The sequence below is a fragment of the Streptomyces sp. PR69 genome, assembly GCF_026420845.1.
GTDB lineage: Bacteria > Actinomycetota > Actinomycetes > Streptomycetales > Streptomycetaceae > Streptomyces.
The window spans coordinates 71629-97194 of sequence record NZ_JAOWCB010000015.1; the positions used below are offsets into that span (position 1 = coordinate 71629).

34 protein-coding genes are annotated in these 25566 nt (G+C 68.9%); 3 read left to right on the plus strand and 31 right to left on the minus strand.

The genetic code is table 11. From position 1 onward, the window contains the following. Position 1 precedes the first annotated feature (1 nt). Complete coding sequence (locus OF819_RS16695; protein ID WP_267244330.1) at positions 2–754, minus strand: DUF6879 family protein; 753 nt, start codon at positions 752–754, stop codon at positions 2–4. 173 nt (positions 755–927) lie between these two features. Here OF819_RS16695 and OF819_RS16700 point away from each other — a divergent pair, with 173 nt between their 5' ends. From OF819_RS16700 to OF819_RS16715, 3 genes are all read left to right on the plus strand, one after another. Then, the gene (locus OF819_RS16700; RefSeq protein WP_267244331.1) at positions 928–1173 is read left to right on the plus strand and encodes a hypothetical protein; all 246 of its coding nucleotides are present in this window, start codon (positions 928–930) and stop codon (positions 1171–1173) included. A gap of 187 nt (positions 1174–1360) precedes the next feature. Beyond that, on the plus strand, positions 1361–1711 hold the full coding sequence (locus OF819_RS16710; protein ID WP_267244333.1) for a DUF6415 family natural product biosynthesis protein: 351 nt from the start codon (positions 1361–1363) through the stop codon (positions 1709–1711). An 806-nt stretch (positions 1712–2517) separates the two neighbouring features. Then, positions 2518–2754: a helix-turn-helix domain-containing protein gene (locus OF819_RS16715; RefSeq protein WP_267244334.1), complete on the plus strand. Its 237-nt coding sequence runs from the start codon at positions 2518–2520 to the stop codon at positions 2752–2754. A 90-nt stretch (positions 2755–2844) separates the two neighbouring features. On the opposite strand, the gene OF819_RS16720 is transcribed toward OF819_RS16715, so the two are convergent. The 30 genes from OF819_RS16720 to OF819_RS16865 form a co-directional block, all read right to left on the minus strand. Beyond that, complete coding sequence (locus OF819_RS16720) at positions 2845–3021, minus strand: hypothetical protein (protein ID WP_267244335.1); 177 nt, start codon at positions 3019–3021, stop codon at positions 2845–2847. Then, complete coding sequence (locus tag OF819_RS16725; protein ID WP_267244336.1) at positions 3018–3368, minus strand: DUF6415 family natural product biosynthesis protein; 351 nt, start codon at positions 3366–3368, stop codon at positions 3018–3020. Before OF819_RS16725 ends, OF819_RS16720 begins: the two co-directional genes overlap by 4 nt. Then, positions 3365–3559, minus strand: coding sequence for a hypothetical protein (locus tag OF819_RS16730; RefSeq protein WP_267244337.1), 195 nt, complete (start codon positions 3557–3559; stop codon positions 3365–3367). The genes OF819_RS16725 and OF819_RS16730 overlap by 4 nt, the downstream gene beginning before the upstream one ends. A gap of 158 nt (positions 3560–3717) precedes the next feature. After that, on the minus strand, positions 3718–4968 hold the full coding sequence (locus OF819_RS16735) for a helix-turn-helix domain-containing protein (protein ID WP_267244338.1): 1251 nt from the start codon (positions 4966–4968) through the stop codon (positions 3718–3720). A gap of 206 nt (positions 4969–5174) precedes the next feature. Then, positions 5175–5993, minus strand: coding sequence for a hypothetical protein (locus OF819_RS16740; RefSeq protein ID WP_267244339.1), 819 nt, complete (start codon positions 5991–5993; stop codon positions 5175–5177). Between the two features lie 15 nt (positions 5994–6008). Then, positions 6009–6260, minus strand: a complete 252-nt coding sequence (locus tag OF819_RS16745) for a hypothetical protein (RefSeq protein ID WP_267244340.1) — start codon at positions 6258–6260, stop codon at positions 6009–6011. Between the two features lie 2 nt (positions 6261–6262). Then, positions 6263–6514 carry a hypothetical protein gene (locus tag OF819_RS16750; protein ID WP_267244341.1) on the minus strand — a complete coding sequence of 84 codons (252 nt, stop codon included), beginning with the start codon at positions 6512–6514 and terminating at the stop codon, positions 6263–6265. Between the two features lie 17 nt (positions 6515–6531). Then, a complete protein-coding gene (locus tag OF819_RS16755) occupies positions 6532–7440 on the minus strand; it encodes an N-acetylmuramoyl-L-alanine amidase (protein WP_267244342.1) in 909 nt (302 codons plus the stop codon). After that, positions 7433–7660 (minus strand): hypothetical protein, encoded by a 228-nt coding sequence (locus OF819_RS16760; RefSeq protein ID WP_267244343.1) that lies wholly within the window; start codon positions 7658–7660, stop codon positions 7433–7435. The genes OF819_RS16755 and OF819_RS16760 overlap by 8 nt, the downstream gene beginning before the upstream one ends. A gap of 64 nt (positions 7661–7724) precedes the next feature. Further along, entirely contained in the window at positions 7725–8258 is a 534-nt protein-coding gene (locus tag OF819_RS16765; RefSeq protein ID WP_267244344.1) for a hypothetical protein, read from the minus strand. Between the two features lie 11 nt (positions 8259–8269). Further along, positions 8270–11677, minus strand: coding sequence for a hypothetical protein (locus OF819_RS16770; RefSeq protein WP_267244345.1), 3408 nt, complete (start codon positions 11675–11677; stop codon positions 8270–8272). After that, positions 11677–14001: a phage tail tape measure protein gene (locus OF819_RS16775; RefSeq protein WP_267244346.1), complete on the minus strand. Its 2325-nt coding sequence runs from the start codon at positions 13999–14001 to the stop codon at positions 11677–11679. The genes OF819_RS16770 and OF819_RS16775 overlap by 1 nt, the downstream gene beginning before the upstream one ends. A gap of 199 nt (positions 14002–14200) precedes the next feature. After that, entirely contained in the window at positions 14201–14716 is a 516-nt protein-coding gene (locus tag OF819_RS16780; protein WP_267244347.1) for a hypothetical protein, read from the minus strand. Continuing rightward, a complete protein-coding gene (locus OF819_RS16785) occupies positions 14716–15189 on the minus strand; it encodes a phage tail tube protein (RefSeq protein ID WP_267244348.1) in 474 nt (157 codons plus the stop codon). Before OF819_RS16785 ends, OF819_RS16780 begins: the two co-directional genes overlap by 1 nt. A gap of 9 nt (positions 15190–15198) precedes the next feature. Then, on the minus strand, positions 15199–15630 hold the full coding sequence (locus tag OF819_RS16790; RefSeq protein WP_267244349.1) for a minor capsid protein: 432 nt from the start codon (positions 15628–15630) through the stop codon (positions 15199–15201). Further along, complete coding sequence (locus tag OF819_RS16795) at positions 15627–15974, minus strand: hypothetical protein (RefSeq protein ID WP_267244350.1); 348 nt, start codon at positions 15972–15974, stop codon at positions 15627–15629. Before OF819_RS16795 ends, OF819_RS16790 begins: the two co-directional genes overlap by 4 nt. Positions 15975–15986: 12 nt before the next feature. Next, positions 15987–16304, minus strand: a complete 318-nt coding sequence (locus OF819_RS16800; RefSeq protein ID WP_267244351.1) for a hypothetical protein — start codon at positions 16302–16304, stop codon at positions 15987–15989. After that, the gene (locus tag OF819_RS16805; protein ID WP_267244352.1) at positions 16304–16969 is read right to left on the minus strand and encodes a hypothetical protein; all 666 of its coding nucleotides are present in this window, start codon (positions 16967–16969) and stop codon (positions 16304–16306) included. Before OF819_RS16805 ends, OF819_RS16800 begins: the two co-directional genes overlap by 1 nt. A gap of 84 nt (positions 16970–17053) precedes the next feature. Then, positions 17054–17563: a hypothetical protein gene (locus tag OF819_RS16810; protein WP_267244353.1), complete on the minus strand. Its 510-nt coding sequence runs from the start codon at positions 17561–17563 to the stop codon at positions 17054–17056. Continuing rightward, complete coding sequence (locus tag OF819_RS16815; protein WP_267244354.1) at positions 17563–17895, minus strand: hypothetical protein; 333 nt, start codon at positions 17893–17895, stop codon at positions 17563–17565. The genes OF819_RS16810 and OF819_RS16815 overlap by 1 nt, the downstream gene beginning before the upstream one ends. A 12-nt stretch (positions 17896–17907) precedes the next feature. Beyond that, complete coding sequence (locus tag OF819_RS16820) at positions 17908–18261, minus strand: hypothetical protein (RefSeq protein WP_267244355.1); 354 nt, start codon at positions 18259–18261, stop codon at positions 17908–17910. Positions 18262–18340: 79 nt separating this feature from the next. After that, positions 18341–19255: a P22 phage major capsid protein family protein gene (locus OF819_RS16825; RefSeq protein ID WP_267244356.1), complete on the minus strand. Its 915-nt coding sequence runs from the start codon at positions 19253–19255 to the stop codon at positions 18341–18343. Between the two features lie 14 nt (positions 19256–19269). After that, positions 19270–20067 (minus strand): hypothetical protein, encoded by a 798-nt coding sequence (locus OF819_RS16830; protein WP_267244357.1) that lies wholly within the window; start codon positions 20065–20067, stop codon positions 19270–19272. A 115-nt stretch (positions 20068–20182) separates the two neighbouring features. Beyond that, a complete protein-coding gene (locus tag OF819_RS16835) occupies positions 20183–21298 on the minus strand; it encodes a phage minor capsid protein (protein ID WP_267244358.1) in 1116 nt (371 codons plus the stop codon). Between the two features lie 12 nt (positions 21299–21310). After that, on the minus strand, positions 21311–22822 hold the full coding sequence (locus OF819_RS16840; protein ID WP_267244359.1) for a phage portal protein: 1512 nt from the start codon (positions 22820–22822) through the stop codon (positions 21311–21313). Beyond that, positions 22803–23006, minus strand: coding sequence for a hypothetical protein (locus tag OF819_RS16845; protein ID WP_267244360.1), 204 nt, complete (start codon positions 23004–23006; stop codon positions 22803–22805). Before OF819_RS16845 ends, OF819_RS16840 begins: the two co-directional genes overlap by 20 nt. After that, positions 23006–23161 carry a hypothetical protein gene (locus OF819_RS16850; protein ID WP_267244361.1) on the minus strand — a complete coding sequence of 52 codons (156 nt, stop codon included), beginning with the start codon at positions 23159–23161 and terminating at the stop codon, positions 23006–23008. The genes OF819_RS16845 and OF819_RS16850 overlap by 1 nt, the downstream gene beginning before the upstream one ends. Beyond that, the gene (locus tag OF819_RS16855; RefSeq protein WP_267244362.1) at positions 23158–24435 is read right to left on the minus strand and encodes a PBSX family phage terminase large subunit; all 1278 of its coding nucleotides are present in this window, start codon (positions 24433–24435) and stop codon (positions 23158–23160) included. The genes OF819_RS16850 and OF819_RS16855 overlap by 4 nt, the downstream gene beginning before the upstream one ends. Then, positions 24435–24962 carry a helix-turn-helix domain-containing protein gene (locus OF819_RS16860; RefSeq protein WP_267244363.1) on the minus strand — a complete coding sequence of 176 codons (528 nt, stop codon included), beginning with the start codon at positions 24960–24962 and terminating at the stop codon, positions 24435–24437. The genes OF819_RS16855 and OF819_RS16860 overlap by 1 nt, the downstream gene beginning before the upstream one ends. 66 nt (positions 24963–25028) lie before the next feature. Then, the gene (locus OF819_RS16865; protein ID WP_267244364.1) at positions 25029–25472 is read right to left on the minus strand and encodes a hypothetical protein; all 444 of its coding nucleotides are present in this window, start codon (positions 25470–25472) and stop codon (positions 25029–25031) included. Positions 25473–25566 lie beyond the last annotated feature (94 nt).

A 25566-nucleotide genomic window follows, 5' to 3' on the forward strand; every position in this document is an offset into this window, starting at 1 on the left:
GTCAGCCCTTCCTGTCAAGCCGGGCGGCGAACTGCTCGTAAGGGACAGAGGCGTGCACCGCGGCATCTCGGACCTGGCAGTAGCGCAGGACCTCAGCGGGCTCCGTGACGATCTCCACGTCATGGAAGATGTCTTCGTCATTGAAGCGGAGGATGGCGACGAGGCGGCTGTCGAAGACCCAGAAGTCCTCGTCAGGCAAGTGCGCGCTGACGGCTTCTTCGCGCCACAGGTTCCGGACGTCCTCCCCCGTGACCGCATTGCACCTGGCGTAGGACAGCAGGAACCGCTGCCCCTCAGTCGGTGGGTTGTCGACCACGCGGACACGACCCACGTACTTGCCGCTGCCCGTCTGGCGGCGGATGTTCGTACACCACTCGCTGTCGAGGTCCAGCGGGGCCTCGCCGGTTGCGAGGAACTCGGCGTAGCCCGCGTCCTCCCGGTCGGAGGCGTAGCCTCGCCGGGTCTCAAGGTGCCAGGCCGAGTGCTTGAAGGTGTGGAAGAGCCGACCGAACTCGTCAGGGCCGATCAGGTCGGGCACGCGTTCCATCTCCTTGGGGCCGTGATTGACGAGCAGTTCGCGCGGCACTGCGACCGCAGCGTCGCCAGGACCGAAGTGCTGGAGTTGGGCGATGTCCTCGGGGTCCGTGACGGGCCGTCCCTGGACGATGAACTCGCCGGTATCGAGATCCTCGTGCACAGCAGGGCAGCCGCCGTTCTTGCTGTCAGTGCCGTTGAAACGCAGTCGCCGCATCATCGTCTCCCTCGGACGTTGAGCTGTGTCACCTTCAGCATCGCCAGGGGCAGCTGCCCTTCACTACAGCTTCCACGCTGCTACACGAGATCACAGGAGAACATTGAGCCAGACCAGGAGAACATTCGAGAACACTCCATGGCGGGTGTCAACGCCGCCTCCATACCGTCTGGTTCATGGTCACAGAACCGGAGTCGCAAAACGTTGATCCTTTCGCGGCCGCGGAGTCGCTAAGGGCAGCGCTCGACCACGCCGGGATCGTGCTGCCGTCGCTCGCAGTTGACGCAGCATCGCCGGGACTCGGCCTCGTGGAACTTGGGCGCGTACGCGCCGACGTCGCCATGAGACTGGCGCAGGCGCTACAGCAAAGGGCTCCCGAATCATCACCGATGCATTCAGCGTCGTGCGGGGTGATCTCGTGACGGTCCATGGCCCACTCCCGGTACACCTTCTGCCTCCCAGCGCCGCCCCCGAACCCGCTCCCGGGTGCGGGGTCTGTGCGGCCCTTGCCGAGCAGCGCGGCCTAGCCCTCGCCCGCGGGGACCACGCCAAGGCCACCCGCTGCAACGCCGAGATCCGCAACCACCCCCACACCCCGGAGACGGACGCATGAGCCCCGCAGCAGCACAACTCGACACCCAGGCGATGCGGGCGGACGCCCAGCTGCTGCTCACCCCCGATGCGGACGCGCCGCAGGAAGACGGGCTGAGCGAGCTGACGCTGCGCCTCCGCGGGCACATCATGCGGCTCACCCCCGCCGTGGAGGACGGGATGGCCGCCCACCCGCACAACGACGACGTATGGGCGAACGCACTGGGCAGCGTCGCACGGGCCGGGTTCCGGCTTCTCGAGGAGCCCCCGAACGGCAGCCTCACCCAGGCCATCGCCTACGCACAGCGCCTCGCCCGCGCCGTAATCGCCCTCACGGACGCCCTGACCGCACTGAAGGCAGCACGATGAACGAGGGGGTCCGCTTCTGCGACCGGTGCAGCAAACCCATCACCGGCGAGTACGAGCGCGTACCACAGTTCTCCGCGTCCGGCGCACGCCCGGACTCCTGCCAGCACAAGCCCGGCGACCCGGCATGCAAGCCATGGCCCAGTGCAGCCAGCACCGCACGCCGGCTATCCCCCTGAGTCCCACGGAACTCCGGCTGTTTCGTACTGTTCCCCCGTGTGTCCCCCCTGAGGGGACAGAAAGGGCCTCCAGCCTGACCGGCTGGAGGCCCTTTTCGCTGGTGGGCGCGGACGGTTTCGAACCGCCGACATCTGCTTTGTAAGAGCAGGGGTGTGTGCTATCCGTACAGGGGCTGACCAGCCCCAAGGGTGCCATATAGGCTGGTCAGAGCCTCGACGCCCCTGTCGCTCCCGGTCTCGCTACAACCTGCCTACACGTCCGATACGGCGTGACTACGGGGCCGCCGCTCCTAAATTTCTCCTAACCGATCATTCCGTTTGCGCAGGTCAGTGCACACAAGGAGAGCCGCCCCTCCCCAATCAGGGAGGGGCGGCTCAGCGCCGGGATCCCGAGGGGGCCACTCCTGGTGGGCCCGGCGCGCTCTGGTGCCGCAGCTGCGCCTAGACCGCAGATGCGAACATACTTTCGATGAAAGTGGAGCCTAGGCGACCCCTCAATCGCTCCGCCACATGTGAGAGGTGTGGTTCCGCTTACATGTGCGCCTACCATCTACCCCTTCGGCCAACAAGATCACAAGTCGTAGGGTGGACCCTACAGATTTTCGATCAAGGTCCCGTGAGCGTGGACGCGTGCCACGCTCAACCGAAACCCCGGAGTGGGTCCGCTCCCGCCGCCGGGCAGTCGGAGAGCAAATCCGCGCAACGCGACTGCGCGCAAACCTGACGCAGGAAGCCGTGGCACTCCGCATCGGCATGGACCGAGCCACGTACAACCGCATCGAGCAGGGCCACGCGAGCCCGCTGCTCGACACCCTGATCCTCATCGCGGACGCCCTCGACGTGCCGCTGGCCGAGCTGGTGCGCTAAAAGCCCCGGCCGGTCCGCGCGGGGGCTACGGGCCGGCCGGGGCCGTGCCTGCCCACCGCCGGTCGCCGTCAGGCGGCAGCGGGCAGGAGCTCACCGGCCGCGGAGGCGCGGCGCGGCGTGGGAGATCGACCGGGTCCGCGGCCCACAGCCAGGGTGGGCGTACAGGTCCTCGCGGGCGCCGCTCATCGAGGCGGACATGTCGATCCGCTGGGCGGTGCCCGTGATGGACCTGCCGCAGTAGCAGCAGTACCGGGCCCCCTTGCTCACTGTGCTTCCTCCAGTGCGGCCAGGGCGTCCGTGAGGGCTACGACGGCGCGGGCGAGGCGCTGTGCGTAGGCGATGGCCTGGGTGAGGCTGCCGTTCGGGGGCTCCTCGAAGAGCCGGAACCCGGCTCGCGTAGTGCTGTCCAGTGCGTTCGCCCACACATGGTCGTTGTGGGGGTGGGCGGCCATTGCGCGCTCTACGGCGGGGGTGAGCTGCATGATGTGCCCTCGCAGGCGCAGGGTGAGTTCGCTCAGTCCGTCTTCCGACGGTGCGTCCACGCCCGGCGCGAGCAGCAGCTGGGCGTCCGCCCGCATCGCCTCGGTGTTGAGCTGTGCTGCTGTGGGGCTCATGCGTCGGTCTCCGGGGTGTGGGGGTGGTTGCGGATCTCGGCGTTGCTGCGGGCAGCCTTGGCGTGGTCCCCGCGGGCGAGGGCCCGGCCGCGCTGCTCGACGAGCGCCGCGCACACACCGCAGCCGGGCGCAGGCTCGGGGTCCGGGCCCGGCGGGAGGATATGGACGGGAAGCGGTCCAAACACGGTCACTGGACCACCCCCGGCTCACCCAGTGGAGCCCGGCCCTTGCGTGTCATCTCGATCACGACATCCATGCGCTGAAATTACGACGCGTAGCCGACCGTAAACAGGCACGTTCCGTGGCCGTTCCCACGCTGCGATCACACAACGGGCACGAAGCATGACCCCTACTCGGTCCCGAAGAACGCCGCCAATGCCCGCTGCTTCGCCGTCAGCCGCCGCCGCTTGCTCCTCCGCAGCGCCAGATGGAACGTGTCCGCGGCCATCCGCTGGTGCTTCAGCCACTCCGGCGTTTCATCCAGCAAGACCCACAAAATCTCCGTAGCCTCGTCCGGCGTCCGCAGCATCACATGAGCCTGCGCCACATCCAGCAGATGCCGACGCATGAACAGCCGCCCGTCCTTGCCCGTCGGCGTCGGCATACGGCTCGACAGCCCCAGGACTCGGTCCGGCTTCTCGGCCACCAACTGGTTCTCAATCCCCTGGAAGGCCACCGTCCGCCAGTCGAACCGCCCCCAGCTCGACACAGCGACCGCCTGCCCCCCACCGAGGGCCGTACCGGCCGTACGCCCCAGGCGCAAAATGTCCCGAGCCTCCCGCGGCCGGTTGTTCCGGGCTGCCGCTGCACTGCCGTGCACCAGCAACTTCCCCCACGCGCCGAGCGCGGGACGCGTCGCACGGGAGATCCGCGGCTCCACCGCATCAGCAGTCGAGATACTCACCTGCTCGGCTTCATCCAGTCGCCCCTGGCGCATCAGCAGCCAGCCCTGCTGATACACCGCGGCGGCGACCGCCGCCATGTCGTTGGCCCGCACCGCGTCCTGGATGGCGTCTCTCAGCGCGACGTGCGCGAGATCGTAGGCGCGGACCTGGGTCAGGTAGCGGCCAGCCATCTGGAGCACGTCGGACCGCACACGTACAGCCTGTGTGTGCTCCTCGCCGTTGTCGAAGTGGTCGACCGCCGCGTTTGCGGCGTGCACAAGGTCAGGGAGGAACTGGCCCACGTGCTCGTAGTCGTCGCGGTGGTAGGCGAGTGCTACCTCGCGGGCGGTGGCCTGGAGCCGGTCAAGATCTGGTTCGGTGGCGATGAGATCAGAGGTCTCAACTCGCCCTGAGAAGGTGATGGCAGGGGCGATGGCCTGCCGTAGTGGCATGAGGTCGATGTTGTCGTCGTCTGCTCGTGTCGTCGAATGTGGCCCGGAGGGGTCGAACAGGGCGGAGGTCCGGACCCGCAGGGCGCGGGCGATGGCGTGGTAGTTGTCCAGTCGAGCGGTTCCGCCGCGTTCGAGCTTCTTCACAACCCCCAGGCTGAGACCTGCTCGTTCAGCAAGGCCTTCTTGGGTGAGGCCACGGCTGCGTCGGAGTTCTTTGAGTCGCTCGCCGGGGTGGATGGCTGCAGTGTCGGTGTTCTCGGGCATACTGGTGCTCTCCGTTCTGACCTCGACACTCAGAACGGTACGCCGATCGGCCCTCGCAAGCAGCGGGGGCCGTCGTGCTGTTGACCCCAGAGCATGACGAAAGGCCCCCTGCCCCCGGCCGTAGCCGGAAGCAGGGGGCAGCGTCAGCAGCCAGAAGACGCGGATAGTCGGGGCCAGCATAGGCGCGGGAACTGACAGCCGGGGTGTCAGGCCAGCTTGGTGACCCGCAGCCACGAGCCCGCCAACAGGCGCGTCGGGGTGGCCGAGGAGGTGTCCTGCGCCCACCTGAGTGTGAGCGCGCCCGCGGTGCCGCCCGTGGTGATCTGCCCGGAGGGGGTGACGATCGTGCCCGCGGGGAGGATGCCCACCGAGTCCTCCGCCGCGAGCGCATTGCGGGACCGCTTGACCTGGCCGATGTTGTTGGCATTCCCCAGCGAGATCCCATCCGGCGTCCACGACCCAGACGCCCCGGCCGGGCCGGTGAACGTCAACCGCAGATCGCCCCCGGTGTCGCCGTCGGCGTCCAGGTAGGTGTCGAACGCGTACACGCTGTTCGCCTCCACGGTGAGCGTGAGGTGGTCGTCGTCGACCACAGCGATGGACGAGGTCACCGACTGGTCCGCGGTCTTCACCGCCGTCCTCGTCTTCTCGACGACCAGGGTGTCGTGCGCACCGCTCACCGGATCGGTGATCAGCACATCCGCCAGCACCACCGTCGGGGTGCCCGCGGGCAGCGAGAGGTAGCGGGTCCAGCCGGGGGCGTTCGTGAGCCGCGCCTCGACCGTGTAGGTCCAGCCGGTCGGGCTGATGCCGGTGGCGTCCGTGGCCACCAGGACGACGGAGAACTCCCCGCCCACCAACTCCACCGACACTGTGCCGCCGAGGGCGTAGTCGTCCTCCGCCACGGTCACCAGATCCGGCGCGGAGAACCTGATGCTGCCGCGGATCGGGGTGCCGTCCGGCAGAGTGAGCGGCACCCCGCCCGTGCCCACCGTGACCGTCTCCACGCCTGCAGGGATCGCCATCAGCCCACCCCCCTTTCAGCGTGCGGAGATCTCGTACAGCGTCAGCCCCAGCGCCGCCAGGCCCGTCACCGCCGCCAGCGACGGCAGTGGCCAGCGGGCCCGCTTCAGCGCCTCAACTTCCTGCTTCAACTCCTCGATGTCAGTCTCGGTCTGTGAGGTGCGTTGCAGTGCCACGTCCAGGCGGCCGTTGAGCTTGGCGAAGCCGGTGTCCACTGCGCCTCGGAGCCGCTCCAGCTCCAGCGCCACCGACGGCTCCGAGGCGCTCATCGCTACACCCCCTTGGCCAGGGACGCCGAGTTGGTGACGTCACGGACGCGGGCGACCAGACCCTTCACCAAAGCGAGCGCCGCGCCCACACCCCCGGACAGGGCCGCGTACCACATGGAGGCGTCCAGCGGCTGCGTGACGACCACACCAGCCAGGAACGCCTGCAGGAACGTGGCCAGCACGCGCTCGGCGAGGTCGCGGGCGTAGGTGCCGGCGGTCTTGATGACGGTGTCCGAAGACGGGAAAGCAGCCATGATGATCCTTCCGAGGGTTAGTTAGCGAGCCGGGCGGCGATCTTCTCCGCCACCCGTTCGGCGATCTGGTCGGCCAGCGCTGGGTGCGCGGCCACCGCGTTGGCGAGTGCTGTCAGCTGCTCGCCGGACAGATCTACAGCGGGGCGGGCGTCGGCCTTGGCGATCAGGGCGCGGGCCAGACTGTGGGTCTGCACGAGATACCCGTACGCGTCCGGGATGCGCCCGTCGCCGCGGGCCACGGACGCCTCATCGGCGCGCTTGTTGCGGTAGGCCCACACCTCAACGGGCTCCATGACGTTGTCCTCCTTCGGGGGTGTCGGTACGGGCGCAGGCGCGCCAGCGAGGCGGCGGCGGATGCGGCCGCGCATCGTGTCCATCGAGAACCCGCGGGGGTCGACCTTGCCCGGCTGCCACTCCAGGTGACCGATCACCGAGCGCTCGTTCCAGCCATGCGCCCGGCAGATCGCCGCGGAGACCCGCTCGATCGCCTCCAGCTGCACGGCGGGCCAGGGGTCCTTGCCGTCGCCGAGGTTCTCGCACTCGAAGCCGTAGAAGTGGCGGTTGCCGTCGGTGTTGGCCTCGTTGTCCGCGGGCAGCTCGCGTTCGGCGATGACCGCGCGCAGCACGTCGCCGTCGCCGAGCCCGGCGTGGTTGGCGCGGCCGGCGGAGATGAGGTGCACGCTGCCGTCCTTGGCGATCACGCCGTGGCACAGCGGCCCCGGCAGCCCAGAGTAGCCGTCGCGGCAGATCCGCACCGTGCTGGTGGTGCCCTTGGTGACGGTGTGGTGGATCATCACCCCGTGGACGGGCCCCCAGGAGCCTTTGTGGTTGCGGTTGTGGGTACGCCAGTTCCCGACCTCCACCACCGTCAGACCCTCCGTCCGGAGAGCCGCCAGCAGCCGGTCAGCAGACAGAGGATCAGCCATGGCTCTCCTCCCGCGCCCGGGCGATCGCGGCATTCGCCCAGAACATGACCTCCTCCAACTTCGTGACCACGAGGGCCTTCTCCCGGCCCTCAGGGAGCCGGTCGTTCATCTCGTCAGCCAGCCGTCGGCAGGCCTGCCGGACGCTGGTGTGTGCGTCGCGCTTCTCCTCGGTGCTGGCCGGGTGGAACGCGAAGCGATGGGCGATGTCCTCGGGTGACATAGAGCTCCTTCGGGCAGAAGAAAGCCCCGGAGCCAGTCGGCGCCGGGGCACGGGAAGGGGCGGGTCAGGCGATGCGCCGCACCTTCATGTACGAGCCGGACCCAAGCCGGGTCGCGCCCGAATAGCTCACCTGCTGGGCCCACTGGAGCGCCAAGGTCCCAGCGGAGCTGGTGAACACGATCCCGTCCTCGATCGCGATGCACTGGTTCGTTGAGGAGTCCCGCGACCCATACGTGACGTCGGTCCCCGAGGCATGCACACCCCAGCGGCCCTGACCGCCGGCCGTGCCCGACAGGCTCTGTCCCTGGTCGGGGCCGAGCGCACCACGCAGGAAGGTCGCGCCGGAGGGGACACGCCAGTTCGTTTTGAAGCGGCCCGCGGGGCTGCCGCCGTCGAGGTTGATGGCGGCGAAGTGGAGCCAGAACTCGACGCGGTAGGTCGCGTTGCCCTCCAGTTCTACGGTCAGATCGGGGTCGTCCGCGAGGGTGGTGGTGGAGGCCCGGTCGGTGTTCGAGGGCTTGTACACCTCCATGGGGATCATGGAGCGCAGCAGGGCGGCTGTGATTCGCCGCCCTGCGAGGATGTCCGGGTACACCATCTGCTTCTCCTCTACAGGGCGATGATCGCGGGGTGAGCCAGCCGGATGTCGGCCCGGGCAGCGTGCGGTTTGGCGATGCCGTTGACGGACCGGGTCACGGTCAGGGCCTGCGCGGTCAGGTCCGTCACGCCGCTGAGGACGTACAAGCGGGCCTGGTTGTCGTCCGGGGTGCCGCCTGGGAAATCGACCTGCTGAGCGCCCGCGGCATCGACCCGCCGTGCGTAGGCGACGATGTTCGGCGCGTCGGCGTGCGCCAGCGCGCTGCTGGCCACCAGCTGCCAGCCCTCACCGTCCGGGCCCGGCGGCAGACCGTTGCCGCCGTTGTCCCAGGCGTGCAGAGCCAGCAGCCACCAGCCCTCCTGCGTCCCGGCCGCGGACGTCAGCGTCACCTGCGCGGAGGCCCCCGACACGCCTTCGAGGTGCTCCTCAATCGTCGGGGTGGTGCCCGGCGCGCCGGAGGCGACGACCGACACCGCGGCCCAGGCGTGCGACACCAGCCGGGTCGCCGTCCTGGTGCCCGTCGCCCCCGAGCCCGACAGCACCTCCGTCGCGTCCGCGAAACGGGACCACGTCCCCGCGGTCTGCGCCTGCTCCGTCATCGACCCTGGGACGGTGTAAACGTCCGACGGGCCGTCCCACGGAATCCACGCGCACACCAGCAAATCCGCAGCCCCCGGCGCGCTCACGCTGGGGGCCACGTGGTCAGTGGCCGCGGTCGTCGAGGCGTCGCCATCCCCCATCATCGGCTCGGCGCCTGGCGCACCCGCGGCCGTCGCCGTCACGACCTCCCCGCCGACCCGCAGATCGATCGGGAAATCGTCCGGGTAGGTGGCTGAGTCGACCCACCGCGGGCCGGCCGTGGTGGCCACGTACATCGTCGTGGCCGAGGACGACACCGCGGAGGCCAGCTCCGAGCCGTCGGTGTCCGCCCGCCCGAGCACCTCATCCTCGACCACGCCCACCCGGTACGGCCCGGCGGGCCGGCACGTGAGCGTCACCTCCCAAGCCCGCGGCCGCGGCCGATGCTCGATCCGCTGAACCAGCAGATCCAACGGCCCCGGGCCCGTCCACACCGGAGGAGTGACGATCCGCACCAGCGCCCCGACGCGCAGCCGCAGCACCGCCGGGATGAGCTGCGGCTGCTTGTGCAGCAGGATCCGCACGGACGGGTACCGGGCCTCATCCCATGTGCCCAGGTGGACGGCCCAAGAGGCATGCTGCTCTGGCTGGTTGTCGTTTGCGAGGTTGAGCGTGACAGAGGTGTGGTAAATGCCGACCCCGCCGTCCTCTGGCGGAAGTACGGACAGCGGGCCGTCCTTGGCAACGGCCCGGGCGGACGTGCCGTCGACGCGCGACACGGTGACGTCGTTCCGGAGGTACCGGTCGTCGTCCACCGGTTCCAGAGGCGGCACGATTTGCCGCGCCGCGTAGTCCAGTGTGAGCGCGGGCTGCTGGTTGTAGAGGCTAGAGCGGTCCCTGTAGACGAGCCCGAGGCGGTCCGGCCGCTCATACAAGACGCCGCCGTCGACATCGACGCACTCCTGGACCAGGTCCAGCAGCCGGATCGGACGCTGAGGCCCCATCGGCGGCGCGTTGACGGTCACGTCGCCGTCGACCACGGCCAGTGCGAGTCGGGGCTCCTCGAGGGCCAGCCGCCGCAGTCGGAAGATTGCCGATTCGCCCGCGTACCCGGTGATCGCCCCGATGTAGGCGTTCGTCAGCGTGGTGGAGAAGACGCCGATGTGGCCGATGGCCATCCCGTCGAGAGCTGTCGCGTACCCGTCGGGTGGGGACGCGACCCCAGTGACCCGTCCTGCTGTTCCGGAGAAGCTGGTGGAAAACTCGCCTGCGTCGCCGCCAACGTCCTGCCAGGTCAGCCACCAGGTAACCGTCCCGCCGGACTCCTCGACCCTCAGGTTCACCCCCACCCACTGGTTGAACAGGTCCGTAGACGTGCCGATGTCCTGCTGGAAAACGGTCCCGCCGTCTGAGTCGAGGGCGAGTACGCGGCTGAGGTTGTCGCGGCTCTGGATGTACCACTCAGCGACCGTGCCCGTGGTCAGGATCCGCATGAATGTCCACAGCGTGGTGGGCTCGCTGTCCAGACGGTAGATCCACTCCACGTGCCACCCGGTCGTAGCATCGGCAGGCGCGGGCACGGCACCCGACAGTTGGGCGAGCGCGCCGCCGTTGCTCGCGAGCACGGGAAGCGGCTTGCTGCTGGGCAGGCTGTCGGCTGACGCCCAGTTCACCCGTGTCAGGGACAGGGGGGCCACTCCAGGGATGGGGCTGGCTGCCTGCGATGCATCCGCCCCGTCTTCCAGCGGCCAGTAGGCCAGGGGCTCGTACGACGGGACACGGCGGCGGAGTGTGGACTCGAGAGCGTCGCGGCCCTGCCCGAGACGCCGTAGCGGACCGGCGGCCTGGATTGGCACCCACACATCCCGTCCCGACGGCGTCCAGCGGGGCGGCCACGATGACACCTCGCCCGCGAAGATGCCCTCCCGGTCGGTGATCTCCGTTGCGCCTTCGAGAGTCCAGTCGAGGCCTTCGCTGTCGGTGAAGGAGTCAACGCCGGGTGCCTGAGTGCTGAAGTCCGGAGCGGCTACGAGCGGTCCGTCGATGCCGTCGCGGACCTCGACAGCGTGAAGACGGCCCATTGCAGGCAGAAAGACCGCGCTGGTGCCGTCCATATCGCCCAAGAGCAGTGGTGCGGGCGACGAAGCGACTGCCGTGGCCCCCGCCTGCGCGATGGGCTCACCGAGTTGTTCCCAGGGTCCCGCCATGCTCGCGGCGGTGTAGAAGGTCACGACGTGGTTGCCGGCGCCGTCGTCGACGTCCAGCGTCGCGCGGATGCAGATCCGCCCGTCTGACGGGGCAGGGACGGGGGCCGGTCCGTCAACGAAGGTAAAGCCGCCTGCTCCGCCGTCGGAGGACCAGGAAAGCGACAGCCCTCCGGCGGTGTTCACGATCAGGCGGTACGACAGGGCCAGGTTGGGCACGTCCCACTTGGCGATCAGCACCTGGACGTGGTCGGGGATGAGCCAGTCGTCCAGGGTGACGTCGAGGCGCAGATCGAGGTCCCCGGTGATGTCGAGGGCTGAGCTGTTGGGGGTGGAGACGTGGCCGCCGTTAAGCGCGAGATAGGTCTCGTCGCTTGGGATGGTGATTCTGAGTGGGGTGTTGCGGCCGAGGAGTCCGTGGTACGGCCCTGTGGGGTTCCTGGGGGAGAAGCGGCCGTCCTTGTTGTTGAGGAGCAGTGAGCAGGCTGAGGGCTCCAGTCGGGAGCCCTCGCTGCTCGTGCCCGAGCGGGTCTGGATCGATTCCCGGGTGTAGATGCGGGAGGTGATGTCCACCCAGGATCCGCCCAGCTGCAGCTCGCCCTTCAGGTCGAGTCGCTCGTCGGGGAACGCCGCCATCATGCCTCCCCTGCGAGGACGATGTCGGGGTCTCCGCCCCGTACGCGGATGGAGTGGCGGACGACGTCGAGGAGCAGATCGCCCAGGCGGCTGCCGTCGGATCGCAGTTCCAGAACGGTGCGCCCGCCGCGGCCCATCGCACGCCGTGAGCCTCCGGCGGTGCCCATGCCCATCCCTCCCACGGTGGGCGGCTGGACCAGGCCGGCCATCGTCCGGTCCAGCGCAGGCGCGCCGCGCTCGATGCCGTCGACGATGCCCGCGGGGATGAAGCGGCCGATCTTGTCGCGCATCAGCTTCGACGGCGAGGCGATGCCGAGGGCCCGCGCGATGGGTCCGGGGATCTTGCTTCGGGCGAAGCTGAGCAGCTTGCTCTTCAGCCAGCCGCCCATCCCGCGGATGCCGTTCCAGAGGCCGACGATCAGGTCTCGGCCCTTGTTGTAGAGCAGGCTGCGCAGGGAGCCGATTGCCCGCAGGATGCGGCCGGGCAGACCGCGGACCCAGCTGATGAAGCTGAGGACTTTGGATGCTGTGCCGCTGCGGATTCGGTCCCAGTGCTGGAGGAAGTAGCGGACCAGGGGCATGCCGAGGATGAAGCCGAGGATGGCCTTTCCTACGCCTTGGATCTTGCCCCAGACCCAGTCCCATGCCTTGCCCGTAGCACGGGTGATCTTGTCCCAGTTGAGGACGATGATCGCCGCCAGGGCGACGATCGCGGCGATCACCCACGCCACCGGCCCCATGGCGAGCACCCACGCCGCGGCCATCCGAGCGGCGTGGACCAGCGACTGCACACCCATCAGCACCCACGTCGCAGCGACGCGCGCGCCCGCGGCGACCTGTGTGCCAGCGGACTGGAGTGCGGCCGCGCCGGACATCACCCACGCCGCCACCACACGCACCGCCGCGACCGTGGCGTTCACGGCGAGGAGGACCAGCACGGGGATGAGCGCCCCGCCGATCACCACGGCCAGCAGCTTCAACGTCTCCGAATTCCGCTGCGCCCACTGCCCGAACCGCGCCAGGGCCGGGATGACTTGGGTGCCGATGAAGTTCACCATGCCCTGCTCCAGGCTGCGCTTGAACTGCTCAACCCGAGCGCCTGCGTTGTCCCTGAGCGCGGTGCCGGCCTTGTCCGCGGCCCCGGCCGTCTTGCCCAGCGCATCGACCGCCGTCGACGGATCGATCGCGAAGAGCGCCTTCTGCATGTCTTCGCTTTTCGTCCCGAAGAGCGTCAAGGCCAGCGCTGATCGGTCAGCCGGGTCCTTGATCTTCCGGAGGCCGTCGAAGATCTGGTCCAGCGCCTTCTTCGATGCCGGGCCGCCCTCCGTCATGGCCTTCTGCATGTCCTTGCCCGACAGGTGGATCTTCTTGAACGCCTTGTCGACCTCTTCGCCGCCGTCCTGCGTGATGAGGACGAGTTCCTTCAGCGAGTCGGCGACGACGTCCGTGTCGCGTGCGCCGGCTGCCATGCCCTGGGCCATGATCCCGGTGGCGTCGGCGGCGGAGATTCCCAGCTGGCGGAAGATGGTCGAATATTCGTTGAAGGTGTCGGCGATGTCGTCTGCCCTGGGTCCCATGACCGTGAGCCCGCAGGTGATGACGTCGAGTGCGGTCTTCGCATCCGGCGCGAGGCCTGCCTTCATGGTTTGACCGATGGCGTTGGCGGCCTGGCCGAGGTCTAGTTCGAAGGTGGACGCAAGGTCGGAGACGTTGGTGGCGATCGATTTGATCTGCTCGTTCGTCGCATCCGCTGGCACCAGCCCGGACCGCATCGTCGCGGAGATCGCATCAGCCGCGCCTTGGAAGTCCTGAGTGATCGCGTCCGCGTACAGCTCGCCCGCGATCTTGCCGTAGCGCTTCGCCTCCGCCGGGGTCTTTCCCAGCTGGGCGCCGAGCCGACCCGTGATCTGCTCCTGCTCCAAGTGTTGAGCCATCCCGGCCATCAGCGCGGCACCCGCGGCCACCCCCACCCCCGCAGCCACCATCTGCAGACGACTCAGCCCGCCCTCAGCCGCGTTGACTGCGTCGCCAGCGCCCTGATCCGCGCCCTGGACCAGGCCGTCGCCGAGCGCGTCCCCTCCTGCACGGCCGGCCATCCGCCCGGCGTCGATGAAGCGGCCGCGGGCGTCGCGGATTCTGCCGTCAGCGCCGCGGACGATGCCGTCGCCGAGTTGCTGCCCGACGTCCTGGCCGGCGCGTTCGGCGTCGCTCGCCATGCGGCGGCCGGAGGCGTGCAGGGCTGCTTCCGTGCGGGTCAGAGCGGGGCGGACCTGGCCGTCGTCGAGCCGGATGTAGCCGACCAGCTCGCCCACCTTCAGCGCCATCGGCGGCCCCCTTTGTCGCGGTCAGGCGGCTGGAAGTGCCGACTCAGGCGGGTGTCGGAGGAGAGGAGGCCGAGGATGCGTACTTTCAGCCAGCGCCACGAGCGGGCCCGGAGAAGGCCCGGGGTGGAGAGGTCGAGGCCGTAGACCTCATGCAGGTCGGCCTCAATCAGGGGCCACTGTTCCAGCAGTGCCTCCCACGTCAGCGACGGCCCTTGCCCTTGCTGCGCCGGGGTGAGCCCGCCTTCGTACCACTCGTAGAGCCCCGTGACCGGGTCGTATTCGCCGCAGCCGACTCCGAGGAGTCGTGCCTGTGCTGCCGACGTGCCGCCCGGTTCGGGGCCAGGAGAGAAGGGTCGCCGCCTGCGGCCCAGTAGGTGTGGGCGGTTTCCCGGTCGGCGGTGATCCAGTACATCGCCGTCAGAGCGGCCAGCTTGAAGCGGCTCCAGGGGACTTCGGCGAGGAGCGGCTCGTAGGTTTCGCTGAGGCACATGCGGTACAGGTCGAGTTCCTCGGCGTCATCGAGGGCGTCGGTGTCCGGGGCCGTGCCGGTGGCCATCACGCGCGCAGCCAATGTTGTGATCTTCTCGACGCGCAAGCCGTCCTCAGCCGGAGGGGACGGGATGCGGTAGATGCGCTGGACGCCGTCCTTCCCCTTCACGGGGAGCTCCAGGTAGTCGTCGAAGAAGTCGTCCAGCGCCTCGAACGCCGCGCCCATCAGGCGGCCAGCGGGTTGGTGATCGGGGTGAGCGGCCCGGTGCCGGTGAAGGTGACCTCGACCTGGTCTAGAGCCGTGTATTCGCCCCCAGAGGGGGCCCAGTTGACAAGCGCCTTGCCCTCATAGGCCTCGGGCATGCCGTTGCGGTCCATGTAGCGGATCGGCACCTCCGAGGCAGAGCCGAAGGCGAGCCACGCCAGGCGGATCGCTTCGTGCACGGGGTGGTAGACCTTGACCTGGTCGTTGATCTTACGATTGATGGTGGCCGTGACCTGCCACGACTGAGCGGTCTTGGTGTTCTCTGTCCAGCCGTCTGACTCGTACGCGGTGCCGTCCTCGAAGTTCGGCTCGGCCGCAGGCTGGAAGTCGACCACCCCGGGGCACAGCTGCCAGTCAGGGGTCTCGTCGGTGCCCATGTTGACCTCGAGCCGCCACCGGCGGGCGAGGGCAGTGACCTCGGTGGGTGTGGACATCAAGATCTCCTAATCGATCACGTGGGGAAAGCTCCGGCTGGCCCGGAAGTAGTAGTTGGCGGTCAACTCCATACGCCCGTGCGCGTCCTGGCCGATCCACGCCTGGCTGTTCCGCCACGACAGAGCGACGTGGATGCCACGGAGCACGTAGTGCTGTCGGCCGTGGAGCAGGTCGAAAAGGCTGTCCGCCAGGCCGTCGACCTGGCGCAGGTCGAGGCCGGCGCGCATGCGGGCCTGGACGCCGGTGACCGTGTCGGTGTGCTCGGTGTCATCGACCGGGTAGGCGTTGAGAGCGATGACACGGTCGGGCTCGGGAGGCATGCGGCCCAGGACGATCGCAGTCGCACCATCGGGCAGCGCATCGTCGGGCCGGTACAGACCGAGGGCCCCGCCGTCCATCAGCTCCGCGAGGCCCTCCAGGAGGTCGGTGGTGTAGCTCATCGCATCGCCCGCCTCAGCTGCGCGGCGAGGATCGCGGCAATACGGGTGCGGGCGGCGTTCAGCGGCTCTTCGAGGTACTTGGCCTGCCGACCAGGTGCGTGCCGGAAGTCCAGCCGCTCGTGTTGGACCACGGCGTACGGGGTGTCATACGAGACCGCGGCCGCCATGGCCGCCTCATCCACGCTGACCGCGCCCGAGCGGGCGAGCGCGGCCTCGTCGATCGGCACGACTGCCTGCGACTCACCCAGCACGTGCTCGCCCGACAGGAAGAGTCCGTGCGCAGCGGCCGCGCGCAGCTCCCTCTCGACCTGCGGGCCGTTGAAGCGGAGCTGGTAGCGCGGCACAGTGAACTCCCCCTATTCGAGTTGGATCTCCACGTGGTCGGGCGTGCCGAGGCCTCCGCCGTACCGGTCATTGGTCTGGATGACCTTCGTCGTGCGGCCGCCTGGCAGCGTCACGCGAGACAACGGCGGCGCTGTCGTGCCTGGCAGGCAATAGGCGGTTGAGGTTGAGGTGACCTCGTCGCCGCCAGGGCTGCGCACGGTTCGGGTCTGCTCATCGAGGAAGCACCGAACGTCGGCGGGCGCGCCGTACAGGGGGCCGGTGCTGGAGCTCCCGAGGTACGGCTCGATGGCGATGCGGTGCTGCAGATACCGCGCAGGGATGCGGCCCATTAGTAGACCCCCGACACCTGCATGCGGAACACGTCTCCAGGCAGGCCGTCGAGGGCGCGGACCAGCTTCGGCGCGTAGTACGACGGTCCCGGCCGGTTCGCTCCGCCACCGTACTGGAGGCTCACAGAGCCGATCGTCACGCCCTGGAGAGGCCCGGAAATGTCGGTCTCCTCGCCGGCCTCCTGCCAGAACTCGACCTGGGCACACACGGCGTTGCGGAACGCTGCGGCGACCAGCGGGTCAGTGGGCAGGCCGTTCTCGTCGACGTCATAGACGGCGACCTTGAGAAAATCGGCGTCCAGGAGCTCGCTGGCACGCAGAAGGAGCCGGGCGGCGTTGGTCGGCGGCGCTGCTCCGAGGTACTCGGCGAGCTGCGTCGTCGTCGCATACACCCGCCCGTCTTCAACGACCGAGGGCGTGGGCGCCACAGACTCCAGCTGGTGCTCGACGCCGGCCCCAGTGCCGGTCACCGTCCAGGAGAGTCGCCAGACTCCAGCCAGTGTGAGGGGCACCTGGGCGGTCCAGGTCTGGCCGCCATCGATGGTGGAAGTGGCCGGATTGGTGGCGGTCTGGTCTGGCGCGGTGACCGTGAGCGTCGCCGCTGTGGTGCCGTCGAACGGCTCGACGACCAGCGTGGCCGTAAGGGTGTCTCCCACATCGGACATGACGTCTCCCCTCATGCCGCGGCGGGTTGCTGAACATGGACGAGGGAGACCCGGAGTGGGCCTCCCTCGCTGAAAAGGTGGGTGCTAGGCGGACGCGCCGATGACGAGGATGTCGTAGTCGACTGAGGTGCCCGCGCCGGAGTTGGCCACCTGAAGCAGGTCCCCCGTACCGGCGGTGACCGCATACGCCGTTGCGTCGGCATCCCCCGCGAGGAAGCCGCACGCCGCGCCCGGCCGCAGGGTGAGCGTGCCGGTGGCGTTCAAGAGCGAGGCCCACGGATTCGTCGCGTCCGCGCCGATCACGACGTCGTTGGCGTTGCTCTCAGCAGCGGCAATGAAGAGCCCCTTGATCCGGGCGAACGTGACCGTCGCTCCGAACGCGTCCAGCAGGACGCCCGCCAGGTCGAGGTCCTCCGAGCCGGACGCTGCGATCGTGCGGCGGTCAGACCACACCAGGTCGGCCTGCCCGGCTCCGGTGCCGGAGCCGAGCTGCACGGACCTCTGCAGCCGGACGGGTGCCTTGCCTGATCCGAGGTCCAGGGCGTTGCTCTGCTCGGCGAACGCGGCGAGCGCCAGTGTGCTGGTCAGCGACATCAGCTATCGCCTCCGTACGTGTCGATGAGCTGCTCCTTGGTGAGGCCGTCGATCTCGGACTCCTCTGCGGAGTCCTTCGCCAGGGCGCGCGCGTAGGCGACCCAGTCGGCCTTGGCAGCCGAACGCGCCGGGCGCAGCCGCCTCGCGTCCTCAAGGAACGCGTCCTGAGGCAGCTCGGGCAGGGCCTCACCTACCTGCGCTTCCTGCTCCGGAATCACTCGGGATTCCTCCGGGTTGTCGAGCAGCGCCCAGTTCGGCAGCATGTCCAGCCGCGGCGACCGGTGCTCGTACTCCACCTGATCACCAGTGTTGCTGTTGCGGTAGACAAACATCCACGCCTCCGATCAGGCCACGTCGTAGACGTCGGCATCGACCGCGATGTCCGCCTGGATGACGACGAGCGTGGCGTCGCCGCTCGCCACCTCCAGGGAGAGGATGTCGCCAGCCGCCATGTCTCCAGCCCCGCTGGCCGGGGTGCCGCTGGTGAAGGTGGCGTCGCCCGCGGTGAGGTCCGCGGCGAGGACGTCGGTGCTGCCGATCTGGGCATTGACTGCCGCTGCAGCGCCCCCGGTGCGATAGCCGCGCAGCGCGACAACCTTGCACGCCACAGGGGCACGCCAGACGACGTGCGCCGCGGAGGCGACCGGGGCACCAGTCAGCCGGATGGACTCGGTGATCATGCGGCGCTGATACGCCATGAGTTACTCCTGCCAGGAGGGGACGGGCTGTGGGCGACGCGACCGCCGTCGCCCAGATGGAGCGCGGCGGTGCGCGCGTTTACGGGACGTCGGCACCCTTGATCAGGCAGGCCCGGTTGGCGTCCAGCGTCTTCACGCCGTACAGGCAGTCCACGGACACGACGTCCTGCTTCTTGTCCATGTCGTAGCCGTAGATCACCCGCAGGCCGAAGCCCTTGTAGTTCGCGATCGCCGCGTTCGGGTTGCCCCGGGGAAGCTGGAGCGGTCGGAAGGCGAGCGCGAAGGCGGTGCGGTGGAAGGCGACACCAACCTCCGTGGTGGAGTTGCCGGAGGTCTGCGCGGGCTTGGCAATGTTCTGCGTCATGTACGGGTCGAATCCGAACGTGCGCCTGCCGAGGTTGGCCTCCTGCAGGCCCTCGGTGTTGCCTCGCTTGTCGGCCTCGTGGAACAGGGGGTCTGCCAGCCACTTGGAGGAGATCGTCGGGCCGACGGCGACGCGGCGCTCCGTCATCGGCACACTCTGCTTGTCGAGCTCCCTGCCCGCCTCGATGAGGGAGCGCGGGTTGTCCCAGGTGTACTCGTTCTCCCCCGCGACCTGACCGACCTCCTGGGTGATGTCGTTGCGCAGGGCGAGCAGGTCGCGGTCGATCTTCTGAGAGACCGCTTCCATGGCCGGGGTGAGGAGCTGCTCGTCGAAGTCCTCGATCTTCAGGGTGAGGTCCTCTGCGGTGACCGCGAAGGAGACGTCGGCGAAGTGGTTGAGCTTCACGTCCACGCCGGTCTCGACGGCGTCCTGAACGGTGATGCCCTGGCTGCGGTCGTACTCCTCGGCCGTGAACACGGCCGGCTTGCGGATGGTGACCGTGTCGCCGACGTGGCGGGCGAACTCCGGCTCGTAGTCACGGTGCACGAGCGCCGCCATGACGGTCGTCTCGTACAGGTTGGCCAGCGCCTGCTGTGCGATCGCCTGCGGGGTGAGGAGCGTGTTCGGCATGGGGGCCTTTCTTTCTATCCGGCGCGGCGCTTTCGGCGCTCGGCGCGGATGTCATCGATGCTCTTGGGGCCGGTTCGACCGCCGTCTCCGGACCCGCCGGAGAAGTCGCCGGAAGAGCGCGCGGGCGCGGTCGCGGCTTTGAGCTTGGGGTTGTCGGTCACCGCCTGCTTGATCGCAGCGTTGACGGCCTTCGCGAATCCCTCGTCGCCGGGGTCGAGATCCTTGATGGACCGCAGGAAGGCGCGGCTGTCGGTGAGGGCGTCAGGGTCCGCGCCGTGCTTCGACGCTCCCCGGTAGACGGCCAGCTCGATCGCGGTCTCGCGGTGAGCCGCGGTCGCGGATTCGATCTGTGCCTTCAGCGCGGCCGGGTCCGGCGGCGTGTCCTTGTCGTCCTTGATCAGCCCGAGAGCCTTGCCGAGCTCCTGCACCAGGCTGGCCTTGGCTTCGTCGGCAGCCTGCTTCTTCGCCTCGGTCCGGGCCTTCGCCGACTCGGCGTTGGCGGACTTCAGCTGCTTCTCCAGGCGGGCGATCGTCGCGGCCGGGTCGCCGTCTGCGGGCTTCCGGGCCGGAGGCTTCGGCTTGGGCCTGTCGTCCTTCGCCGCATCGTCCGCTTCGTCCTGGCCGCCGTCGTCGCCTTCGGCTCCAGCGTCGTCGCCCTGGCTGTCGGCGCCGTCATCGCTGTCGCCGGCGTTGGAGTCGGAGCCGTCTCCGTCCCCGCCGTCGGCGTACAGGAACGGGGCGAAAGGGCCGTGTCCGTACGGGTGCGTCCAGCCGGTCCGGCCGGTGTGGCGTGCGAGGGTTCGCTTGTGCATGCGTGCACTCCTGGTGCTCGTCGGGGATGGCCGACTCCTGGCCGGCCGCTGGGTGGCTCCGCGCCTGGCGGGGCACTTCCCGGCCCGTACCTTGGCGGGCCGAAGCATGTGGGGGTCAGCGCGCCGCGGCGAGCTGCTCACGGTGCGGTTTACGCGGCAGATCGGTATCGGCGACGAGTTGCCGGATCCGCCCCTGGTACGCGCGCACGCGAGCGCGGGCGGCCTTCGCCGTCTGCTCGTCGAAAGCGGCCGCTGCGCGGCGCTTCCAGCGGCGGACCTGCCGCTCCAGGTAGCGCTGCTGCTGTGACTGCTCGTAGCTCGCCCGTGCGGGAATGGGATCCGGACGACGGGTGATGCCGGGCAGGTAAGCGGAGACGCTGTGCCTGCAGTTGGGGTGTAGAAGCCCCGCCGACCGCGCCTCAGGCAGCGAGCCGGCGACCCGCACGGTCACGCTCCGGCCGTCGTCGGTCGCATGTTCCAGCCGTAGAGTGCGCCTCCCGGCCGGGCCTGTGCGGGTGAGGACATTGCCCTCCCAGGGACGGCACAGGGGGCACTCCTCCGGGCCGGAGGACACCAGCACGAGGTCGATCCCAGCCGCGCCGAGCCGGTCGGTGTGGGCTTCGACTGCCGCCCGTCCAACAGCGCTGCGGGTCGCCATCTCGACGTACGAGCGCATCTCCCACGATCGGCCGCTCCGGTCGATGAAGCCGCTGATGCCCTTGTTGGCGAAGGCGTCGAGCGCCGTCTGGGCGGCTCGGCGCCGGGTCTGCGCGCCGAGCAGTGGGGCGGAGGCGGAGTGCGCGATCACGTCGCGGTAGACGTCCATGGTCTGGCGCAGGATGCGCAGGTGGACGGGGCCGGTCTCGGAGATGAGTGCGGAGGCGAGCCGGTCCACTGCCGGCGCGATCGGCAGGGCAGCGGCGGCCGCTGCCGCCTGCCCAGCCGCTACGGCTCCCAGCTCGGCCACGGCAGCCTGCTGTCCGCGCTCGTACGCCTCCGTGAGCGCCTGCCGGACCGCTCCGGCTGCCTCGGAAGCAAGCGCGTCGATGACGGCCTGGATGCCGCTCTGGAGGTCGCCGAGCGCGGCCAACTTCCGCTCCACCCAGGCGGGGCTGTCGATTCCCTCAGCCAGCGCGCGGCGGATGCGCTCGATCAGCACGGCCTCCGCGGCCTCGTAGAGGTCCGCGACGGCGGCCGCCAGATCCTCGGCGAGCGCAGGCGACACAGGCATCCACACCACCCCCTACGGCAGTGCGCCAGCCTGCATCGGGTCCTCGACCGCCATGCCGTTCTCCTGCTGGATGCGGCCTACCTCGGCATGCACCATCGTCTCGTCCCATTCCGGGTGGGCCATGCGCACGAGGGTCTCGGTCGAGGCAGCCTGGGCGCGACGGAGCACGTCCGCAGTGTTCGCCAGCGACAGAGGGTCTTCCTGGACACTGTCCTCGAACTCGACATTCGGCCGCTGCGGCTGCACTTCACGGCCGAAGACGCTGCGGTCGACGGCGAGCAGCGCCTCGACAGCGTGAGCCAGGGCCGGCCGGACACGCAGGATCTTCCGCCCGCGCGTGGTCATGCTGCGGCGCTCTTTCGAGTTGACCTCGGTGGCCGTGACGGCGACGTCGCCGCCGATGCCGAAGGTCTGCCCGCTGTATCCGGCGCTTCGGAGGATCTGGTTCACCAGGTCCTCAGCCGTCTCACGGTGTTCCCGCACTCGGATCTCGAACTGCGCGACATCCAGCGACAGCTGGTCGCCGCGGGCGAGTGCGTTGATCCCCGCGAAGGCCTCCTGGTCAGGGTTCCAGCTGGCTCCCTTGCCTGGGCCGTTGCCTTGCAGATAGGCGTCCGGGACGAGGATGCGGCCTTTGCCCAGGCGGATGTCGCGCATCCAGCTGGCGTAGGTCTCGTCGAGGGAGTCCATGAGTGGCTCGACGCCGTCGAGGTCGGAGCGCCCCCAGTCTTTGAGGGCCCGGTTGCGGCGCCAGCGGCGCGAGACGTCGTTCTGGACGTACGACACGTCGATCTTGTCGTACTCGGTAAGGATGCGGCCCTCGTCGTCCACGGATGGTGCGAAGCCTTCGGTGTCGGGGTGATCCTGCAGCGGCACCGGGCGGCCGAGCTTGTGCTTCGTCCCCTGGTAGAGGCCGTGCTGAATCATCCCAGGTTCATGGCGCTCCAGGTGCCGCCACACCTGGCCGTCGTCCTCGTGCACCACCCGCCAGAAGACGACGGAGGCCAGGCGGCCCCACCGGAAGACTGGGACGGCCGCATCGGCGTGTACGGCGTCGAGCCACGGCGCGTCGGCTACCTCGACGTCATGGACAGGGCGCAGGTACGCGCCGCCCAGTGCCGCGCTCACCTCGGCCGCGGTCTGGAGCGTCGCCAGCATCCCATCGTCCACCAGCACATCGAGCCGCTTCCGTGTCGCATCTCCGTCCACGGTGAACTTCGGAGGCTCCGAGAACAGCAGATTCGCGGAGCCTCCGCAGATGTCACCCGCGATCGGGACGTGCAGCTTGGTACGCCGCTCCCCAGGGGCCGTCGGTGTGCCCCACCACCAGCGCGCCAGTTTGCCGATGACACCGTCCGAGAACTGGATGGGCTTCGGGTCCGGGCCGATGCCGGAGCCGCCGCCGTAGAGCGTCTCCAGGCGGTCGGGGTCGCCCGCCCACCAGGTGTCCCAGACGTCCATGCGGTCGAGGGCGGGGGCGAGCTGCGGCGGGGGCCAAGTGAGGTCACCTTCGGGCAGAGGCATCTGACACCTCCTGCTCGGGGTGCTCGACGGCATCGGCGACGGCGCGGAGTAGATCGGCGATGCGTGAGCGGTTGAACGTCACGGTGCCGTCGCCGGACATATCGAACTCCACCGTCCCAATCTCGATGGGGTCTCCGCCTCGGCCGAGCCGTATGAAGACCGGCAGATCCACCATCGCTGCCATCAGAGACGCTCCTTCTCCATGAGCAGGTGCGCTACGGTCAGCCAGGAGCAGGCCAGTTCGTCGTACCGCTCCATGAGCTTGATATTCGTCAGCTCCATCTCGGCTTTCTCCAGCAGCCGGGTCGCGTGCTCGACGGCCTGCTCTGCGGTGATCACGCGGCGACCTCCAGGCGGGTCGGAATGTACGGCCGCCACAGCGACTCCGTGGTCCGCACTGCGTAGCGGAGTGCGTCACAGCTGTGGTCGTCCTCTTTGATGGGCTTGTCCTCGCCGGCCTCCGCCGCGGTGTCGTCCCAGGAATAGCCGGGCAGCTCGTCGATCAGTCCGGTCGCGGACACGTGGATGAGGAGGTCCCCTGTGCCGAGGAGCGTGGAGACAGTTCGGATTCCGTCCAGCACAGCGTTGTCGGCATACGTGACGCCAGTGACGCCGTCGCGGTGCAACTGCTCGATGAAGCTGCTCGCGGAGGGGTCGACGACCGTCCACTCCGGAGTCACCCCGACCTGGGCGGAGTGCGGGTGCCGGAGCTTCTCCAGCCAGGTGCGGCGCGCGCGGCTGTACTCGGCGTCCGTCATCTGGCGGCGCTGAAGCCGGGAGTCGTGCCGGTACTCGGAGACGACGTACAGGCGGTGGTCGGCGCCCAGGCCGAGCAGCACGTCGGCGAAGGGGTTCACGGTGCCGTAGTCGATGCCGTCGGCGAGCCAGCGCTCGATCCGCGGCAGGGTTTTGACGATGTGCGTCGTCGGGTCGAAGGCCTCGTAAACCGCGCCCTCGGACTGCACCCATGCGCCGAGGATGAAGCGCCGGTACCAGAGTCCGACGTATTCGGCTTTGAGCGCGGCGACGTACGCGGGGTCAAGGGACGGGTTGTCGTCGAGGTTGAAGTGCCACGACCTCAGGTCGAGTTCGCTGCCCCGGTCGATGAACTCCTTCTTCAGCCAGTGCCCAGGATTGTCGGGGTTCGTGGTTCCGAGGAGCCGTGCGTCCTTGACGGAGAGCCGGCCGAGGAGCTGCCGGAAAAAGTCCTTCGGCAGGAGGCTGACTTCGTCGCAGTAGACCAGGGCGACGGTCGCCCCTCGGATCTTCGCCTCGGAGCGCCGGTCGTTCGCGCCGATCAGGTGCACGGTACGGCCCAGGATCGTCGCGGTTTTCGCTCCCGGGGTCCAGACGACGAGGCGGGCGAGTGGACCGAACAGTCCGGGGTCGACGAGCGGCTCCATGATGTTCCGGCCGATGGTGTCGAGGGTCCGGCCGGTGATGAGGATGAGGCCGGCGCGCGGCGCGGTGGCGATGGCGGCGAGCAGCGCGATCAGGCTGGCGATCGTTTTGCCGGAGCGGATCGCGCCGTGCCAGATGTTAATGCGTGCCGTTGCCTCGACAATGCTTGTGATCTGCTTGTGGGAAAGAGGGAGGTCGACGTTCTGGAGCATCACGCCCCCTCGTCAGCCCCCTGGTGTTTCTGGGCCTCGTAGACCGCGGTGAGGCCGGACATCAGTTTGGTGATCAGGGCGAGGCCTTCCTCGTTGCCGGTCTCGTCCTTCGGTGGGCTGAGCTTCAAGGATCGGTCGACGGCCACGCCGACAGCGCTGAGGAGGGTGCGTTTCACGTCGGCGGGGGCTTCGGGGAGCCGGTGCTCTTCGTACGTGTTGTCCCTGCCGCCGAAGTTATAGACGACCGTCGGCTCCCACAGCTGTGCGCGGATTCGCTCGGCGTCGACCTGGAGGTCCTCGGCGAGCTTCACCCGGCGCGCCTCAAGGTCGATTCTGCGGGCCTCGGTCGCGGCAGCGACCTCCACTGAGCGGTCGAAGGTCAGGCCCATGCGCTCGACCTCTTTGGAGATCGTGCGGCCGGAGCGGTGCAGGTGCTTGGCGATGCGGTTGCGGCTCCAGCCTTCCCCGTGGAGGCGGCGGATTTCCTTGCGCTCCTCGGCGGTGACCGGCTGACGTTTGGTGGCCATGGTCACCGCCTTCGGGCATGCGATGACCCGGCCGCCGGAGCACGGAACGGCCGGGCCAGCCTCGGGTCAGACGTTGCAGAAACCGATGTCCTTGAGCGCCTCGTTAATGGCCTTGCCCTGGGCTTCGGTGGTCGTGACGTCCTTGTACGTGAAGCGCTGCGAGGCGAGCCAGTCGACCTTGTCGCTCCCGTTGTTGATGGCGCTGCATTGGTTGCGCGCAGCGTCGACAGCCTTGTCCTCGTACCTCACTGCGTCAGGCGCGGCCTTCGCGATGGCAGCCAGAAGCGCCGTTCGCTTCTCACCGACCGGCTTCTCCGGGAGGCCGGCTGCCGCGCGGATGCTGGCTTCCTGCTCGGGCGTCAATTCTGTGCTGTCGACGCTGCTGGCTTCGGTCGGCGCGTCGGCGCTGGGCTTGTCGGCGGGTTTCGAGGGCTCGGCCTCGGTTGTGCAGCCGACGATTGTGAGCAGCGCGGCCGCGGTGATGACGGCTGCCGCGGTGTGGTAGCGCATGGTCCCCCCGGTGGACGGTATGGGTTGGTGAGGGCCCATCATCGACCACGGGCGCGCCGGGTGTGGCGGAAATGGCGAAGGCTCACCGCTGGGG

What these genes read in the sequence shown, in the direction of transcription:
- OF819_RS16695 (WP_267244330.1), bottom strand. Translation starts at nt 754, where the DNA reads ATGATGCGGCGACTGCGTTTCAACGGCACTGACAGCAAGAACGGCGGC.
- OF819_RS16700 (WP_267244331.1), top strand. Translation starts at nt 928, where the DNA reads ATGGTCACAGAACCGGAGTCGCAAAACGTTGATCCTTTCGCGGCCGCG.
- OF819_RS16710 (WP_267244333.1), top strand. Translation starts at nt 1,361, where the DNA reads ATGAGCCCCGCAGCAGCACAACTCGACACCCAGGCGATGCGGGCGGAC.
- OF819_RS16725 (WP_267244336.1), bottom strand. Translation starts at nt 3,368, where the DNA reads ATGAGCCCCACAGCAGCACAGCTCAACACCGAGGCGATGCGGGCGGAC.
- OF819_RS16735 (WP_267244338.1), bottom strand. Translation starts at nt 4,968, where the DNA reads ATGCCCGAGAACACCGACACTGCAGCCATCCACCCCGGCGAGCGACTC.
- OF819_RS16740 (WP_267244339.1), bottom strand. Translation starts at nt 5,993, where the DNA reads ATGGCGATCCCTGCAGGCGTGGAGACGGTCACGGTGGGCACGGGCGGG.
- OF819_RS16745 (WP_267244340.1), bottom strand. Translation starts at nt 6,260, where the DNA reads ATGAGCGCCTCGGAGCCGTCGGTGGCGCTGGAGCTGGAGCGGCTCCGA.
- OF819_RS16750 (WP_267244341.1), bottom strand. Translation starts at nt 6,514, where the DNA reads ATGGCTGCTTTCCCGTCTTCGGACACCGTCATCAAGACCGCCGGCACC.
- OF819_RS16755 (WP_267244342.1), bottom strand. Translation starts at nt 7,440, where the DNA reads ATGGCTGATCCTCTGTCTGCTGACCGGCTGCTGGCGGCTCTCCGGACG.
- OF819_RS16760 (WP_267244343.1), bottom strand. Translation starts at nt 7,660, where the DNA reads ATGTCACCCGAGGACATCGCCCATCGCTTCGCGTTCCACCCGGCCAGC.
- OF819_RS16765 (WP_267244344.1), bottom strand. Translation starts at nt 8,258, where the DNA reads ATGGTGTACCCGGACATCCTCGCAGGGCGGCGAATCACAGCCGCCCTG.
- OF819_RS16770 (WP_267244345.1), bottom strand. Translation starts at nt 11,677, where the DNA reads ATGGCGGCGTTCCCCGACGAGCGACTCGACCTGAAGGGCGAGCTGCAG.
- OF819_RS16775 (WP_267244346.1), bottom strand. Translation starts at nt 14,001, where the DNA reads ATGGCGCTGAAGGTGGGCGAGCTGGTCGGCTACATCCGGCTCGACGAC.
- OF819_RS16780 (WP_267244347.1), bottom strand. Translation starts at nt 14,716, where the DNA reads ATGGGCGCGGCGTTCGAGGCGCTGGACGACTTCTTCGACGACTACCTG.
- OF819_RS16785 (WP_267244348.1), bottom strand. Translation starts at nt 15,189, where the DNA reads ATGTCCACACCCACCGAGGTCACTGCCCTCGCCCGCCGGTGGCGGCTC.
- OF819_RS16790 (WP_267244349.1), bottom strand. Translation starts at nt 15,630, where the DNA reads ATGAGCTACACCACCGACCTCCTGGAGGGCCTCGCGGAGCTGATGGAC.
- OF819_RS16800 (WP_267244351.1), bottom strand. Translation starts at nt 16,304, where the DNA reads ATGGGCCGCATCCCTGCGCGGTATCTGCAGCACCGCATCGCCATCGAG.
- OF819_RS16805 (WP_267244352.1), bottom strand. Translation starts at nt 16,969, where the DNA reads ATGTCCGATGTGGGAGACACCCTTACGGCCACGCTGGTCGTCGAGCCG.
- OF819_RS16810 (WP_267244353.1), bottom strand. Translation starts at nt 17,563, where the DNA reads ATGTCGCTGACCAGCACACTGGCGCTCGCCGCGTTCGCCGAGCAGAGC.
- OF819_RS16815 (WP_267244354.1), bottom strand. Translation starts at nt 17,895, where the DNA reads ATGTTTGTCTACCGCAACAGCAACACTGGTGATCAGGTGGAGTACGAG.
- OF819_RS16820 (WP_267244355.1), bottom strand. Translation starts at nt 18,261, where the DNA reads ATGGCGTATCAGCGCCGCATGATCACCGAGTCCATCCGGCTGACTGGT.
- OF819_RS16825 (WP_267244356.1), bottom strand. Translation starts at nt 19,255, where the DNA reads ATGCCGAACACGCTCCTCACCCCGCAGGCGATCGCACAGCAGGCGCTG.
- OF819_RS16830 (WP_267244357.1), bottom strand. Translation starts at nt 20,067, where the DNA reads ATGCACAAGCGAACCCTCGCACGCCACACCGGCCGGACCGGCTGGACG.
- OF819_RS16835 (WP_267244358.1), bottom strand. Translation starts at nt 21,298, where the DNA reads ATGCCTGTGTCGCCTGCGCTCGCCGAGGATCTGGCGGCCGCCGTCGCG.
- OF819_RS16840 (WP_267244359.1), bottom strand. Translation starts at nt 22,822, where the DNA reads ATGCCTCTGCCCGAAGGTGACCTCACTTGGCCCCCGCCGCAGCTCGCC.
- OF819_RS16845 (WP_267244360.1), bottom strand. Translation starts at nt 23,006, where the DNA reads ATGGCAGCGATGGTGGATCTGCCGGTCTTCATACGGCTCGGCCGAGGC.
- OF819_RS16855 (WP_267244362.1), bottom strand. Translation starts at nt 24,435, where the DNA reads ATGCTCCAGAACGTCGACCTCCCTCTTTCCCACAAGCAGATCACAAGC.
- OF819_RS16860 (WP_267244363.1), bottom strand. Translation starts at nt 24,962, where the DNA reads ATGGCCACCAAACGTCAGCCGGTCACCGCCGAGGAGCGCAAGGAAATC.
- OF819_RS16865 (WP_267244364.1), bottom strand. Translation starts at nt 25,472, where the DNA reads ATGCGCTACCACACCGCGGCAGCCGTCATCACCGCGGCCGCGCTGCTC.